The 15,518-nt window shown below is 57.6% G+C and carries 8 protein-coding genes and 1 pseudogene; 3 read left to right on the forward strand and 6 right to left on the reverse strand.

The features are described 5' to 3' along the window. The 4 genes from PspR32_RS14035 to PspR32_RS14050 all read right to left on the reverse strand — a co-directional run bounded on the left by PspR32_RS14035 (window position 1) and on the right by PspR32_RS14050 (window position 4,815). The gene (locus PspR32_RS14035) at window positions 1–480 is read right to left on the reverse strand and encodes a hypothetical protein (protein ID WP_159388723.1); all 480 of its coding nucleotides are present in this window, start codon (window positions 478–480) and stop codon (window positions 1–3) included. Window positions 481–701: 221 nt separating this feature from the next. Next, window positions 702–881 (reverse strand): hypothetical protein, encoded by a 180-nt coding sequence (locus tag PspR32_RS14040; RefSeq protein WP_159388724.1) that lies wholly within the window; start codon window positions 879–881, stop codon window positions 702–704. Window positions 882–1,475: 594 nt separating this feature from the next. Continuing rightward, window positions 1,476–3,173, reverse strand: coding sequence for a DUF2599 domain-containing protein (locus PspR32_RS14045; protein WP_159388725.1), 1,698 nt, complete (start codon window positions 3,171–3,173; stop codon window positions 1,476–1,478). A 103-nt stretch (window positions 3,174–3,276) separates the two neighbouring features. Then, window positions 3,277–4,815 (reverse strand): DUF2599 domain-containing protein, encoded by a 1,539-nt coding sequence (locus PspR32_RS14050; protein WP_159388726.1) that lies wholly within the window; start codon window positions 4,813–4,815, stop codon window positions 3,277–3,279. Window positions 4,816–5,563: 748 nt separating this feature from the next. Between PspR32_RS14050 and PspR32_RS14055 the strand changes: the two are divergent. After that, window positions 5,564–5,971, forward strand: a pseudogene (locus PspR32_RS14055) (transposase); the annotation flags it as partial. Between the two features lie 156 nt (window positions 5,972–6,127). Here PspR32_RS14055 and PspR32_RS14060 read toward each other — a convergent pair. Then, a complete protein-coding gene (locus tag PspR32_RS14060; RefSeq protein WP_159388727.1) occupies window positions 6,128–6,430 on the reverse strand; it encodes a DUF3077 domain-containing protein in 303 nt (100 codons plus the stop codon). 355 nt (window positions 6,431–6,785) lie between these two features. Here PspR32_RS14060 and PspR32_RS14065 point away from each other — a divergent pair, with 355 nt between their 5' ends. Both PspR32_RS14065 and PspR32_RS14070 read left to right on the forward strand, forming a co-directional pair. Further along, complete coding sequence (locus PspR32_RS14065) at window positions 6,786–8,864, forward strand: leucine-rich repeat domain-containing protein (RefSeq protein ID WP_159388728.1); 2,079 nt, start codon at window positions 6,786–6,788, stop codon at window positions 8,862–8,864. Between the two features lie 66 nt (window positions 8,865–8,930). Continuing rightward, window positions 8,931–13,283, forward strand: coding sequence for a dermonecrotic toxin domain-containing protein (locus PspR32_RS14070; protein ID WP_159388729.1), 4,353 nt, complete (start codon window positions 8,931–8,933; stop codon window positions 13,281–13,283). Here the strand turns inward: PspR32_RS14070 and PspR32_RS14075 are convergent. Further along, window positions 13,256–15,514 carry a putative bifunctional diguanylate cyclase/phosphodiesterase gene (locus PspR32_RS14075; RefSeq protein ID WP_010227021.1) on the reverse strand — a complete coding sequence of 753 codons (2,259 nt, stop codon included), beginning with the start codon at window positions 15,512–15,514 and terminating at the stop codon, window positions 13,256–13,258. The genes PspR32_RS14070 and PspR32_RS14075 overlap by 28 nt on opposite strands. Between the last annotated feature and the right edge of the window lie 4 nt (window positions 15,515–15,518).

Consider the following 15,518-nt stretch of genomic DNA (forward strand, 5'->3'; position numbering starts at 1 on the left):
TTACGTGGGTTTCATCTCTGTTCCTCCCCTTCTGCTAAATACAATGCCAATCAATACCGAGGCCCAGTCAATTGACCATTGCGATCGTGGACCGGACTCCCATTGGGCAACAATATATCCATGTACTCCCACACCAAACGTCGCAAGCGATTTATCCCCCAAAGGCATAGATGTAACATGGCCATCATTGAATACCTTTCCATTATTGTTGTTTGACCACCCTTGACGTTGAGATGGATTAGCCACGAGACTACACGCGGTTGCAAAATACACTTTATCCATCGCACTGGGAAAAGGTTTCGCTGCAGCGGCACTTGTCTTGTCGTTAAGAAAAGCGAGTGAGCTGATGCTAGTGTAGTGAATGCCGTGCGTCTTATCCAACTCCTGCCTGACACCACCAAGGGTTAAAACTTTGTCGCCATTTACTGATGACAGAAGGGCATAGGTCAGCGCCTCTGTAGACGTACTGAGTGTATCCACTTCCAGTCACGTCGCCCAATAATTTACATCGTCCATTAGATGGATAACGGTCAAGCCGGTCAACACTGATAAGAACTCTACTTTGTATTCTGCACCTACTTGAAAACTGAAATCTTTGCTTTAACCGCTTTTTATTCTTTGATATTCCGAACCGTCCTCACTCCAGAATACAATGTCACCTTTCACGCCTTTGTTCAGCTGGTCGTTGAAAAATTTGGCATTTACCGTAGATCCGGAATATCCTTGGCCATTCGGCATGGGTTTAAAGCTAAACCGAATTTTTTATCGCGCTCAATAATGTGCCAGCTTTTGTCGGTGTTCACAGCAAAATACTGTTCACCCACCCACAAAAATACCGGACTTCCTTGTACCATAGTCAACTGAACGGTTATTTCGCTCATGATGCTCTCCTGGGAATTACCTAAGGCGTAGCAAAAATTGAGAATATATTGAGCAAGATAGCGTTTCGAGCAGTAAAGAATAGACAACCATTTGTCGATCCAGCCCGCCATCATTACGCCACCGCCCATCCTTGTTCACTTTTTACAGATTTTTATGCACAGAATTTCACTGATCTTTTTCAACGCCTAGCTACCTAGTACTCTATCAAGGGTCGCCAAAATCGATAAACAGAGAGTGCCTTAAAAAATGTCCTTCGCACCTGACAAAAATAATAGGTACCCCTCCCCTGAGGTCCCGCTCATCAGATCCCCAACTGTTCCTCTGGCCAGAATTAGCTCACGCAGCCTTCGTTCTGAAGTCAAAATCTAATACTGCACTATAAATGCAGGCTGCGTGGTGCACTCATAAGAGCCGGCACTTGCTGCAACTAAGCATTGCTCGACCAGCCGGCTCCATGCGATATAACCTGCAAAAATATATAACCTATGTTACAGACTCGCCTGAGAGGACTAAGACACTCCACAGTGGGAGTGCCAAAAGAAGAAGCTGCGTAAAAGTGCACAGGGGGCCTGCGCAGCCCCCTGTGCCGCCATTTATAGGGGGTTGCACCCTGCAGCAACGGCATCCTGATGCGTGACATAAGGACGATACGGTTCAAGGTACCATTGCGGCTTGGATCTATATGCAGTCAACAAACAAACAAATTGACGACGCATACTACCTTGAGACTTTTCATTATCACGCCATTGAGGGTCCTGGCCGTTACGCGCAACCAATTCATTGTACATTGCTTCGGTCTGATCCTCTCTGATTGACCGTCCAGTCTCTGTTGGGGTCACTTCCAGGCTCCACTCGTCTTTACCAGTACCGGGATCAAAACGTAGGACCCATTTAGCTTGCGAGATATAATGGCCAGCGCTTGAAGCAGCGACGGGGTTACATTCTGCAGCTACAGACTCTTCGTGTGTGACATAAGGTCGGAAGGGTTCGAGAAACCACTGATCTTTAGTTCTGTATTGCGTCAAGAGACATACGAGTTGTCGACGCATACTTCCTTTAGCCATCTCGTTCTCCTGCCACTGTTGATTGCTGCCGTTCCGCACCCACAATTCGTTGTACATTGCCTCTGTCTCTTCAGGGCCAATGTTCCGGCCGCGCTCAGTGGGAGTAACTTGCAGGGACCATTCGTTTTTTTGCGTGCCAGGGTCAAAGCGCTCGACCCATTGGGTAGACGCAATATATGTCCCCGATTGAGCTGCTGGAATATCTGGGCCACCCGTTTCAGTACTGGTGTCGAAAGGTATGGCTTGGTCAGCAGCTGAATACCCGAAACGTTCCGTAGCGGGTTTAGTGAAGTCTACCCATATAATCGGAACGTGGTAGCCCTTCGCGTAAAGCTTTTTCTGAAAGTTCCTGGCAACGGTAAGCCCGTCCTCAGGTTTCTGCGCAGCAGTATCCCCCATAGTTTGGTAGTTGTAGTTGCTTTTTGCGTTATACACAAAAGCATCTATGTATTGCATATTGAGCGAACCATCGTTAGTCGCGGACGCATTGCGCAACATGAACTCATTCGTAGCGGTATTAATTGCGTAAGGATTAAGCAAATCCGTATTGGTTCTATACTCATGGATCTTAATCATCTCATCCCAGCCGGCAGGATCCTCTGCGCTCCAAGAGCATTGCTCTTTTTGGATAGAACGGAACCATCCGGTAGTGTATGTATTTATCCATTCTTGAGTGGTTCTAACCCCTTGGTCTTTACAAGAACCATAAGCCCATTGCCCGTTCTTGTTGTTAATAGGCGGCTTTCCCGCATTGCTGGGAACGCCGGCACCAGACTGCCCACAACCGTACCATTTTCGGTCAGGTCCGGTACCCGCATCAAACGAATAAATGCAGGTAAACCCGTCCTCTTTGACCGGAAGCTTCAGTGCAACCGAGTCGGCCGGGTTTCGCATAATGAAGCCAGCCGGGTGCATCAACATAGTGATACTTAGATCGCGTCTTAACCATGTCCATGACGTGGCTCCCGTCTGAATTGCCCAATTGCTATAATCCCAAGGATTGAAGGGACCGTCGTTAACCATGCGTATGCTTACACCACTGCAGTAATAGTGCCCTCGGGCAGCGCCGGTATCAGACTCTTTACAGTCATTTTTTACACTGTTGTAATTGGATAATATCCGTCGCACGGTATCTTGCGGAGGCAGAGGTTTGGTCTGTAAATCTGAATAGGCGTTGAAGATGGGCAGCGTACAAAGCACGCCCAAGGTCATTATTTTAGAGTTCATTTGTAGCTCCTGTTCAGGTGTCAACTGGTGTCGAAGTACCGATTTTTGATTTCGCAAAAGCCGGCACTTATTGACGATCCGACCGGCAACCAAGCTTCTTTAGTTAAAGAGGATTACAATGCTTTGCCGTGGCCTGCTCATGCGTCACATATGGACGGAAAGGCTCAAGATTCCACTCTTGCTTGCTACGGTAATTATCGACAAGGCACACCAGTTGTCGACGCATACTTCCCGAGGACTTTTCGTTGTCACGCCATTGCCAATCTTGCCCTTTTAAAGCAAGCAGTTCCTTATAGAAATTATCGGTGTCTGCTGGTGTGATGTTGCGTCCCCGAACGCTAGGAACTACAGAAAGCGTCCACTCATTTTTCTGTGTACCAGGATCATATCGATTGATCCAAGTGGCCGACTTAATAAACTTTGCAATAGCATTGCAACCTGCGGCCACGGAATCCTGATGAGAGACTTCAGGACGGAAAGGCTCTAGGTTCCACATCTCTTTACTTCGGGTTGTCGTCAAATGGCAGACCAATTGCCGACGCATACCACCACCATCGTTTTCCTGCCACTCTGCATCGGATCCGTATTTTTGAACTAATTCGTCGTAAAATGCTTGTGTTTGATCAGCCTTAATTTCTCGGCCGCATGGCGTAGGCACCAATGAAAGCGTCCATTCATCCTGTTCAGTGCCTGGGTCGTAGCGCTTTATCCAACTCGCACTTTGAATATAGCTTGAGCACTTATTGGTCAGTTCCGCCGTGTCTGTATCTTTGGGCGCGGCAACCTGATCAGCACTGTTATATTTGAAAGTTGCATCTTCTGCAGAACGGGTTGGCAATGTTAGTTGGATAATAGGTGCAAAATGACCGGAGGTTGTCTGATAGTCCAACTGAGCAGCTTTCGCATTTTCCAGCCCCCCTGAGGTGTAAAAGAAGGCTCTAATGGGAAACGTCCCGCGGGGGGATGTTGGCCAAGTAGCGATGCGCAGTTCGTTTTGTTGTGTAATGGTCTCGTCCACAGCCAACCGACCGCCTTGAAGTCCCGCCCAAAACGTGCTGGCCGAGTAGCTTGCTGCATCATCGGCAAGGTAGAAACTGCACTGACTAAGTCTATCTTTATTTTCTTTGTTAAATTTGTTATACCACTCTGCCCCTGTAGTAACACCTTGCTTATCACACCGATCACTCACGGGGCCTTTATTGCTCTGCCCACAGCCACGGTTATTTCGCCCGTTAGTTCCGCCATCAACGGGGAAGTAACACAAATAATCAAGCGCCAACCTCCCTGGCGGGGCAATATCTGTATTGTACAAAATAAATCCGCTATTAAGATTACTCACCAGCCTTCTGAATTCAGCATCCTTCCTCAAGTAAGAAAACGATACGGCCCCTGATTTTTCCGATAAAGGGCTGTAGTCCCAAGTATGATAATCATTAGAAGGATAAGTTGCGCGAATCACTACACCTGAACAAAGATAGGCTGCTCGAGAGAGTGAGCCGCAGTCTTTGGTTGTATTGTTATAAAGCTGGGTTAACGACGTCGCAACTCGTTGCCCTACCTCATCCGCCGTTGGGGCTGCCAGGCAAGCTCCCGCGAATAGGGATGCACTAGCAGCAGAAGTTATCCGGGATAATACACTCATGCTTGGTGTCTCCTGATTTACATTATCCAGGGCAGCAATTGACACACTGTCGGCAAGCGAGAGTCTGATACTCCATGAGTCCAGTCGCCGGCAAACCCAGTGCCCAGAAACGCCCGAAGCCCTATTTGAACCGCCAAGACAATGTATTTTTCGTTTTCATTTCTGGCTACTAGTAAAAATGCTAGTTTTGAATCGAAAGGCGTGCCCACATGCATGCTGCGAAGAGAATTGTCAACTGTTAAAAGTGCTAGTTTTTTCAAGATCCCGAGCACTGCAACTGCCGCGCTGTAAGCGCCGAGTTTTTAGAGTTCAGCCCCTCAAAGGAAGGCATAAGGTAGCGTGAAAACCCAGATGGGTGGTTCGGTAAAAATCAAGAAATATCAAGAGTTATCTACTAGTAAAATGCCAGGCGTATAGATATCAAGGCATTAGTTGAAACGTGCCACCTAGCATTTTTTGTCAGTTGTACTCCTTCTCAAAGCATGGAATAACAACTGAACACTAATTCACGCCGCTATTCGCTCACACCTACTTTTCGCGCTGAGCATTTCATTATAAAACTCATAGCAAATCCACTTTTTTTCTATTGATCACGACTAACCTATACAGTCTCCAAGTACAGGCTAGCCCCGGAGAAGAAACTGCCAGCGCGTTAACAGCATTCTCTAAGCACACACGCGCTGACTGTGGAAAACCTAGCGCACCGGCTTTCCTCTGTAGTGGGGTTATGCTCAGAGATACAAACCCATCGACTAAAGACGCGACATTCTGGACAAAGGTCTTCAATGAGCTCAAAACGCGTGGTGTCGAAGACGTGCTCATCGCTGTCACTGGCGGCCTCAAGGACATGCCAGAAGCGCTGGCAGCGGCGGCTTGAAGGCGTGTCTGAGATCGTGTGATTTCGTTTTTCGTATTTCTGCCAGCGATCCGAAAGGTGATCTACACCACCAAAGCCATCAAAAGCATCAACACCCAACTACGCAAGATCATTAATACTCGCGGCCACTTCCCCACGGACGATGCGGCGACAAAGTTGATCTGGTTGGGACTACGAAATATCACCGCCAATTGGGGAAAAGCGGCTCATGATTGGAAGAATGCTATGAATCAGTTTGCGATTCTGTACGGAGATCGGTTCATCAGGCCGACGTGGTGAAATCAAGGCCTGCCTGATGGCAGGCCATTACCGACCCGCACACAGAAAATCTGACAGGCCCAAACAGGGTGCCCTTCCTACCGCAGCTCTGCTACTGGCAAAAAAGATAGTTTTATCATGCAACCAGCCAGGCAAAGCAGCCTCTGCCGTACACCCTCAAATAGATTGCTTCCCCACCTCCACCCCATCCAAAACCGCATCAATCAACGCCACCGCCATCTCCACCGAGTGCTGCGTCGACCACACAAAGCCCTTCCCCGCGTCACTGCTGTACTGCAGGGCTTCAGCAATGGTCGAACTGGCACAGCGCAAATACAGCAACGCGTGCACCAGTGCATCTTCGGCACTCACGCCAGCGCGTACGCAAAACAGAGGGGGGTGTTCAGGGCAGCTTTTGACGGGCGTCTCGATGGTTTCAACGAGGTGCAGCGATGGTGGATCAGGAACAGGCTTTTTCATGGTCAACTCCGAGTGTTAATGGAGCCACCACGCATTCGTCGCCAAACAAATGGGTGGCAGCTGTACGCGGGTTGGCGAACCGGAACACTCGGAAACCCGGCAGGGCCGAAGCCCTCCCACGCACAGCTGCCATAAAACAGACGGCCACGTCTGTCGACGGCGCCAGCCAGCATTGGAAGCCTCACGAGTGAATGCCGGGTCGCCAAACCCGGTCACTGAATGTGTCAGTGACCGACGGAGCCTAGTGTGCTGGCTTGACTCGGGCAAGCTTGTGAGGTCGACAGAATGCGTAGGATAGGTCCTAGGACGCTGCGCTGACCAGCGCTGGGCCAGTACTTTGTCGCGGATAAAACCTATGTGCGCATCGATGGCCGCCAGCTGGCGCTCGGCAGCCCAGCGCCAGGTGGTGGTAAAGACCACGCGCGGTTATCAGGCGTACGATGGCGCGCAACCGGGGCCAAGGGTCGATGATCTGTTCGAGGCCACCTTCAATGCAATGCCCCCCGATACCCGTGAGGCGATGTCGTTAGCCGACAGCAACGCGCTAAAAACCCAGGTGCGCAGCCTGGCCTTGCAACACCGCGACCAGCTCAGCCAATGGCTGTGGTCGTACCCGCGCTTGACCTGGGCTGAAGGGGGCGGCCTGCGCGGCGGCAGTGGTCGCGGCTATCCGCAGGGCCATCAGGCCCTGGCCTCGCTGGTGGCGCGCTATCGGCGGCTGTACCCGGCGCTGAGCGACGCCCAGGCACAAGCGGCGCTGAACAGTTGGGCGGCGGTCAACCTCAATGCCGCCGAACAGCTGGTGCGCCTGGAGGCGCAATTCACCCGCCTGCGGCACGACCTGGTGCAATGGTCCATGGGCAACGAAGCCCGCGAAACCCTGCGCCGGGAGCTGATCAGCGTCTGGCAGCAGGAGCGCTTTCGGTACTTGCCCGACGGCAGTCGGGTGTTCCAGCTGAACATGGACGAGAGCGGCTTGACCCGCGCAGACCTGAGCAGTTTCCCGGCCATCGAGGCGTCATTTGCCCACGTGCGCGAGCTGTCGCTGGACGATAACCCGCTGGATGAACTGCCACGGGCCTTCAGCCGCCATTTTCCCAACCTGCAGCGCCTGTCGTTGAGCAGCACCCAACTGTCCCGGGTACCCGCTGGCCTGGGTGCGCAGCTGCGGGTGATGGACCTGTCGGACAGCGCACTGACCTGGTCGCCTGCCGACCAGTTGGCGTTGCAGCAATACCCCAACCTTGAGGAATTGCAGCTGTCGGCCAACCCGCTGGCAACCCCACCGGACCTGACCGCCCTGAGGCAACTGCGCAGGGTTGATTTGTCGCACGCGCAACTGCGCGCGCTGCCACCCGGCCTGCCCGGTTTGCACCAGGCGCAATTGATCGACCTGAGCGCCAATCGACTGCAACGCCTGCCGGTCGGTTTCATGGTGCCGGAGCCTGTGGCACGGGCGCTGCGCCTGGAGAACAACCCTTTCGATGAGGTCTCCCTGACCCGCATCGAGCACTACTTCGAAACCAGCGGCGTCGACCTGATGGTCTCCGACTTCAATTACCAGGACCTGTTGTTCACGGCGACACCCGAGCAATTGGCACTGTGGCGGCGCCTGCAACTGAACGCACCACGGCCCTTCGTTCGCCACCTGCGCGAGCTGTACGGACGGCTGGATTATTTAACCGCGCCCCATGCCACTCTGCGCCGTTGGTGGCGGGTACTGGCGTGGCTCGAGCAGGCGCCCGCCAATCAGGCGCTGATGGTGCCGGAGATTGCCCGCAACCTGTTGGCCCTTGAGCCGCAGGCGCAAAGCGCTTTTGCCATGGCGGCGCCTACCTTTACGCTGCGTGCCGAACGATTGTTACAGGTGGTGGTCGAGCGGGTGCGCTTGCAGGCGGTGCGCAACGCCGCCGACCAGGCCAGTACGGCGTTGATTCTTGGCGATGCCGCCGCTACGGCGAACCGCGAGCCGATTCGGCAAGCGTTTTTCTCCTGGATGCTGCAACAGCTGGGCAACGACCCGACGCTGGTCATGTCAGCCACGCCGCTGAATGGCGAGCCGGTGTCCATCGAGCTGATCGAGCCCTACTTGCAGCAACAACCAGGCGGCTGGCTGGAGCCGCTGCGCGAGCACGTTGAACAGCTCAACCCGGGCACCGAAGCAGGCTTGAACGCCGTCTTGCAGCGCTACACCGACACGCGGATTTTTGTCCATGGCGAGTGGGCCGCCTTGCTGCGCCAGCACTTTGCCCCGGCCTTCATCGAGCTGGAAACCCAGTACGCACGCACACTGGAAATGGCTGCGGGCATGATTGACGACCCCGTGCAATTGCAGGTGTATACCCAGGACCTGGAGCACCAGCAGCTGCAGCGACTCGATGCGCTGATGCGACAGCTGACGCGTAATATCGAGTTCGAACCCCACGAAGAGTAATAACTACCACCCGATGCCAGGCGTGCGGGGGCTTGCTGATGGCTTACTCGCCAAAGGAGCACCCGCATGCCTGACATCAACCCGCACCACGCCTTCCTCCGCCAGTGCCTACCCGGCTGGGCCCACCACGCCAACCAGGAAAACTGGCAGCACCTGCGCCAGAGCCTGCACGCGGCGAGTACCGAGGCGATCCCCGGCGCCCCCGTTGCTCAGCACCTGGCCGTGCTCGCCAGCCAGGCGCAATTGCGCCGTTCGCGCGACGCCTTGCATCACCTGCTCAAGCCTTTGCAAGGCGTCATGGCCTTCGCCGAGCCCCTGCTCAGCGCACGCCTGAAAGACGCCTTCGGCCTGGAGGTGGATGTCATCCGCAGCACGCTGACACCGGTAACCACGAACATCGGTGGCCTGCTGACCGGCCGCGATATCACCGGGCCCACCGCCAGCCTGTTGCAATACGCGCTGCACAACTTCAGTGGCATTTACCTGGACCCACCCAGCGCCATCCGCGACGCGCGCGGCCAGGCCCTGGCGATCAGTGGGTTGGCCTTCGCTGCCGAGTGCCGACGGCTCGACCTGGGCCGGCGCTACCAGGATCACCTCGACGCGCTATTGGTGTATGGCGAGCAGGCCAGGCAGGTACGCAACGCGTTCGAGCAGGTGAGCAAGGACCAACTGCGCCTGGACCTGCTCTTGGCCCATGGGCAAAAGCGCCTCAGTGACGCCGGCAAGAGCACCCTCGACCACCTGCTCGCCGGCAGCAAGTCCCTGAAGCTCGGCACACAGCCAGTGCACTGCTGGTCGCTGAGCCTGTTCGGCATCGCCTTGCATGATGTCTGGGTGCTTGCCCCTGCCGAGTCCGAGGCTGAGCGAATTGCCCAGGTGTCAGCGCAACTCTCTACGCCGCTGGCGCTGTTCAATCCGTTGTCGATCTTTTCCCCACGTCAGGGCGTACTGGATCGCCACAGGCTCAGGACTGTCGGCCCGGTGTTGCTTTGCCTGCCGGGTACTTCCCACGCCGTGCAACAGTACCCCTCGCTGCAAGCGTTGCAACGCGCGCTCAAGGACAAACTGTGCAACGCGCAGTTTCGCGCCGTGTTCATGCGCTTTGTGCCCCTTGAGCAACGCGCGCACTTTGCCAGCGTGCTCAAGCGCACCCTGGCCGCGAACGCAGCGGCTGATGCGCACTGGCCAGTACCCGCCTTTGCAAACCTGCACGTCAAGCGCCAATTGATCAAGGGTGAGCTGTTCAACCATGAGCAGACCGCCCAGCTCAATCGCCTGCGCAACGAAGCCCGGTTGCTGGCGGTACCCACCGCCGATGTCGACGACAAGGCCCGTGAGGTATTGCTGCAAGGCCTGGAAGACCTGGGGCTGAACTTCCTCAACCTGGCCGCGTTCTTTGTCCCGGGCCTGGGCCAGGTAATGATGGGGGTATTCGCCGCGCAACTGCTGTACAGCGCCTTTGAGGGCGTCGAGGCCTGGGAGGATGGCGACATCGACACGGCCCTGGCGCACCTGCAGTCCATCGCCCTCAATGTGGCAGTCGCCGGTGGCCTGGCGGTGGCGGGTGGCGTGGCCGGCAAGCTGGTCAATGGCCAGTGGCTGGAATCCTTGCTCAGGGTGCAACGGGCCGACGGCAGCCCGCGCCTGTGGCAGCCATCATTGGCCAGCTACCGCAGCGACATTCGCCTGCCTGAGGGGCTACGGGCCAACGCCATGGGCCAATATGTAGCCGACGGCAAATACTACATCCGCCTGGATGGCGAACTGTTCGAGCAGCAGCTGGATCCCGCTTCGCGGCAATGGCGGATCGTCCACCCCCAAGACCCCGGGGCCTACCAGCCGCCGCTGCTACACAACAATCAGGGCGCCTGGCGGCATGTGTACGAACGGCCGCTGCAATGGTCGCGGGCCACCTTGCTGCGGCGCCTGGGGCACCCGGTCGAGGCCTACAGCGACCAGCAACTGAGCGAGGCGGCATGGATCAGCGGCACCAGCGAAGACACCCTGCGCCGTGTGCATGTGCAACACGAGCAACCCCCTGAGCTGCTCCTCGACTGCCTTGAGCGCTTGCAGGCGGCAAACACTAGTCATGCGGAGGTCGATCGCCTTGGCGACATCACGTTCGATGACGTCTTCGCCAAGCACTACGCCGGCCCACCGGCCGGGGTCAGCACCGTGCAACTGGCCTTGCCGCGGGCCCTTGAGGGCCTGTACCAGCCCCGCCTGGCCAACGACGACTGCGAGCGCCTGGTATTTGCCTGCCTCAAGCGCTTGCCAGGCTGGCCGGACTCACTGCGCCTGGAACTGCGCCGGGGCAATCCGGACGGCCCGCTGATTGCACAGGTCGGCCCCAGGCAGGCCAGCGAGCACCGGGTGCTGGTGAAAGCCGCCGAGTACCGGCATGCCCACGGTTGGCGCGCCTATCGGACCGGCATGCCGCTAGCAGAATCAAGTAGCAATCGCTACCAGGCGATCCTTGATGCCCTGCCCGACGCCGATCGTCAGGCCCTGGCACTACAGGCCGGCGACGGCGACCAGCTTGGCAGGCGAATCCTGGGCCTGACCCAGGCCAACCGCGACCAGCTTTCTCAATGGTTGTGGTCGTACGAGCCAGGCTGGTCGGACTCTATCGGTTTGCGCGGCGGCGCGCCGATGAGTTACGGGCCAACGTCACCGAGCACCTCGCTGATGGCACGCTATTGGGCACTGTATCCGCGAAGCAGCCAAGCGCAGATGCGGGCAGCAATGGAAGGCTGGCGCGCCGCCAACGTCGAACCCACCGCAGCGTTGCAACGGCTTGAAATGCAGTTGCAACGCCTGCGCAACAATCTACAGAGGTGGGCCATCGACAACCCGCAGCGCCAGGAAGCGATACCCAATCTGATCGAAGCCTGGCAGCGCATGCATTCATCACCCACGGCCCAGGGGCAACCGGTGTTTGCCCTGTACCTGGACGAGCTGAACCTGGTTGGCGCAGACCTTGACGGCTTGGCGCAACTCGAGCCCGGTATCTTCGCTCACGTTCAACTGCTGTCGCTCGACTTTAACCCGCTGGGCCAGCTGCCCGGGGGGTTCACCCAGCACTTTCCACACCTGCGCAACCTGTCAGTGCGCGGTAGCCAATTGAGCGAAGTTCCCCAAGGCCTGGGTGAACAACTGGTATCGCTCGAGCTGGGGGACAACCAGGTGGCCTGGACAGCACGCGACCAGGCCAGGCTGGCAACCTATCCGAACCTGCAGCACCTGTACCTGGATAACAACCCAATAGCCTCCGCCCCTAACTTCGGCGGACATCTCTATTTGCGTCACCTCACGCTGAGCGGCTGTGGCCTGACGGAGCTGCCGGGCGGCCTGGAAAACCTGCAGGCCCCAACCCTGATCGACCTGTCGAATAACCTATTGACGCACCTGCCAGAGCACTTCGACCCACCCCGGGCGGTCGGCCATGCGTTACAGCTGGAACTTAACCCTTTCACGGAAGAGACAGCGTTGCAAATCCAACGCTACTTCACCGATAACCGGGTCGATCTGCTGGTGTCTCAGGATGCCTACAGCGATCTGCTTTTTCAGGCATCGGACGATCAAGTACTACTGTGGGAGCGCCTGCAGGTACCGCAACGCCTGGATTTCGTCCGGCGCCTGCGCGAGCTCTATGACAGCTTCAGCTACCTGCTGGCGCCGGCCACCACGCGCAGGCGCCTGTGGCGGATTCTGCAGGTGGTCGAAACACAGCCGCCTGTCGATGAGTGGCTCACCCAGTATGCCGGTGGCGCACGCATTCTGCTTTTGGAAGACATGGTCGATGGCGTCCTCGCCCTCAGCGGCAACGACCACCGGCAACTCGGCCGCAACCTGCTGCAGGTCATGCAGCGGCGTACCTGGCGCCAGGCCATCCAGGAGCATGTCGAGCGACAAACACCGCTGGAGGACGCACAGTTCGCGCCGCGCGCCCAGCGTCTCGAGGCGCTTTACTACTGGACCTTGCGGCAACTGGCCGAAGACCCGACGATGATCATCGCGCAAACGCCGCTGCCGGCCGAAGCACTGGCAACCGACTCGATTCAGGTCACCTTGCAACAACTGCCCGCCGACTGGGTCGAGCAGTTGCACCAACAGTTGCTGGCGCTCACCCCCGACAGCGACGCCGGGGTCGAGGCGGTGTTGCGCCGTAATGAACAGCACCAGTACCTTAACCGGGACTGGACTACCTACTTGCGATTGCACTTTGCCGAGCGCTTTGATGAGTTGGGCGACGAACTGAATCAACGCTTGCAGGCCGTCCAGCAAGAAATCGCCAACCCCGGCGAGCGTCTACTAAACGAGCAACTCATACGTCGCCGCCATGAGGCCGAAGAGCACCAGTTGCTCAGCGAACTGACACAGCTTGTTTATCGCGACTCGCCCAACGAAGAGTGACTGCCATGCTGGCGGGCCGTACGCGCGGCCAGCCAGCTATCAAACTCGGCCACCGGCATCGGCCGCCCCATCCAAAAGCCCTGGCCCTGATCACACCCGGCATTGCGCAAAAACGCATATTGCTCGGCGGTCTCGATGCCCTCGGCGGTGATCTTGAAGCCCAAGGCGTGGCCCAGGTCAATGATCGCCCGGGTAATGGCCACGCCATCGTCGTCTTCAGGTAGATCCTTGATAAACGCCCGATCGATCTTCAGGTGGTCGATCGGCAGCATCTTCAGGTACGCCAGTGACGAGTAACCGGTGCCGAAGTCGTCCACCGCCGTGGTCACGCCCAATTCCTGCAGCTGTGCAAGGACCGCACAGGCATGCTGCTGGCTTTCCATCAGCAGGCTTTCGGTGATTTCCACCTCCAGCAAGGTCGGCGGCAGGTCGTAGCGTTTGAGCGAGCGCTTGAGGCTGGCGACGTAGTCGCTGCGCTCGATCTGCAAGGCTGCGACGTTGATCGCCACCGGCCCGGGCAGGCGGTCGGCGGCGCGCCAGGCAGCGATCTGTGCGCAGGCCAGATCCAGTACCTTCTCACCCAAGGGGATGATCAGCCCCGTGCGTTCGGCCAGGGGGATGAACTGCGCTGGCGATACCAGCCCGTGCTCTGGATCACGCCAGCGCAGCAGCGCTTCGGCGCCTTCGACGCGGCCGCTGAACAGGTCGATCTTGGGTTGGTACCAGAGCTCGAACTCATTGTGCTTGAGGGCCCGGCGCAGGTTGTGCTCCAGGTCCAGGCGCGCCTGCAGGCGCTGGGTCATTTCCGGCTGGTACAGGCGGTAAGCGTTGCGCCCACTCTCCTTGGCCGCGTACATGGCGGTGTCGGCATGGCGCAGCAGGCGATCGACGCTCTGGCCATGCTCCGGGCACCAGGCCAGGCCAATGCTGCCGGTGACCAGGGCGGCGTTGCCCTTGAGGTCGAAGGGCAGTTGCAGGGCCTGCAGCAACCTCTGGATGCGCTCGATGCAATCAGCCTCCGGCCCCTTGAGCACAAAGGCGAACTCATCTCCGCCCAGGCGGCACACACTGTCCTGCACTTCGATGATCTGCATGAAACGTGCAGTGGCCTGTTGCAGCAACAGGTCGCCCATGGCGTGGCCAAGGCTGTCGTTGACCTGCTTGAAACCGTCGATATCCAGCACCAGTACGGCCAGGCGCTGGCCCCGGTTGATCTCCTCGAGCAGTTGCTGATGAAAGTGCAGGCGATTGGGCAAGCCGGTGATCGCGTCATAATGGGCCAGGCGTTCGAGCTGGGCCTGGGACTGCTTGAGTTCGAGGTTGCGCAGGTTGATCAGGCGGTTGCTGCGATTGAGCTGGGCGACGAACACGCTGAACAGGCCGGTACAGGTCAGGGCAAAGAGGAACAACGGCGAGACGAACAGGCTCATGGACGGCCAGCCGCCCAGGGGGCTGGCCGCCAGTTGCCAGAGCCCGCCCGGCACATCGACATTGACCGTCACCGGGTGCTGGGTGAACAGCTTCGGGTCGCCCCAGATCATCCCGCCGGCCGAACCCTGGCCGTCGGCGCCGCGCAGGGCCAGCTCGAAGCCCGGGTCAAGGTCCAGCCCGGCGGTACTGAGCAAGCGGTCGATATCGGCGACGATCGACACGTTGCCCCAGTATAGTTTCACGCCCTTGTGCCCCTTGAGGAATACCGGACGCCGGTAGATCAACCCACGCCCGCCCTGGCGCAGCTGCACCGGACCAGCCAGCACCGGGCTGTAGTTGTCACGGGCGCGCTGCAGCAGCGGGTACTGCTCCGGCATCTGGCGGTAATCCATGCCCAGTACGCTCTGGTTACCGTGCAGCGGGTAGACGTCGGCGATCACATCACCCGGGGCCAGGGCAATATGGCGGATGTGCGGCACCGAGGCGATCGCCTGGCGGGCCATGTCGTGAAAGTGCTCGGGGCTGATTTCGCCATCGGCACTGAGTAGCTGGGCAATACCCTCGGTCTCACCGAACGCCGAGCGCAGCTGCGCCTCGATACTGGCCCGCACGCCCGACAGGCGCGCGCTGGCATTGGCGATCACTTCAGCTTCCTGGCGCTGTACATCCAGACGCCCGAGCACCACCGACAGGCCGATGCCGATCAGGGCAAAGCCCACTGGCAGCAGGCGATTGAGGGTGGTACGCAGGTTCGTCGGCAGGACCAGATTGTCATCAAGGGCGAGGATTCTTGTGCTCATAGGT

The organism is Pseudomonas sp. R32 (genome assembly GCF_009866705.1).
In the GTDB taxonomy this organism is placed as follows: domain Bacteria; phylum Pseudomonadota; class Gammaproteobacteria; order Pseudomonadales; family Pseudomonadaceae; genus Aquipseudomonas; species Aquipseudomonas donghuensis.

Bases quoted from the DNA above. Each gene is read 5' to 3' on its own strand.
- PspR32_RS14040 (WP_159388724.1), bottom strand. From the start codon at position 881: ATGAGCGAAATAACCGTTCAGTTGACTATGGTACAAGGAAGTCCGGTA.
- PspR32_RS14045 (WP_159388725.1), bottom strand. From the start codon at position 3,173: ATGAACTCTAAAATAATGACCTTGGGCGTGCTTTGTACGCTGCCCATC.
- PspR32_RS14050 (WP_159388726.1), bottom strand. From the start codon at position 4,815: ATGAGTGTATTATCCCGGATAACTTCTGCTGCTAGTGCATCCCTATTC.
- PspR32_RS14060 (WP_159388727.1), bottom strand. From the start codon at position 6,430: ATGAAAAAGCCTGTTCCTGATCCACCATCGCTGCACCTCGTTGAAACC.
- PspR32_RS14065 (WP_159388728.1), top strand. From the start codon at position 6,786: ATGTGCGCATCGATGGCCGCCAGCTGGCGCTCGGCAGCCCAGCGCCAG.
- PspR32_RS14070 (WP_159388729.1), top strand. From the start codon at position 8,931: ATGCCTGACATCAACCCGCACCACGCCTTCCTCCGCCAGTGCCTACCC.
- PspR32_RS14075 (WP_010227021.1), bottom strand. From the start codon at position 15,514: ATGAGCACAAGAATCCTCGCCCTTGATGACAATCTGGTCCTGCCGACG.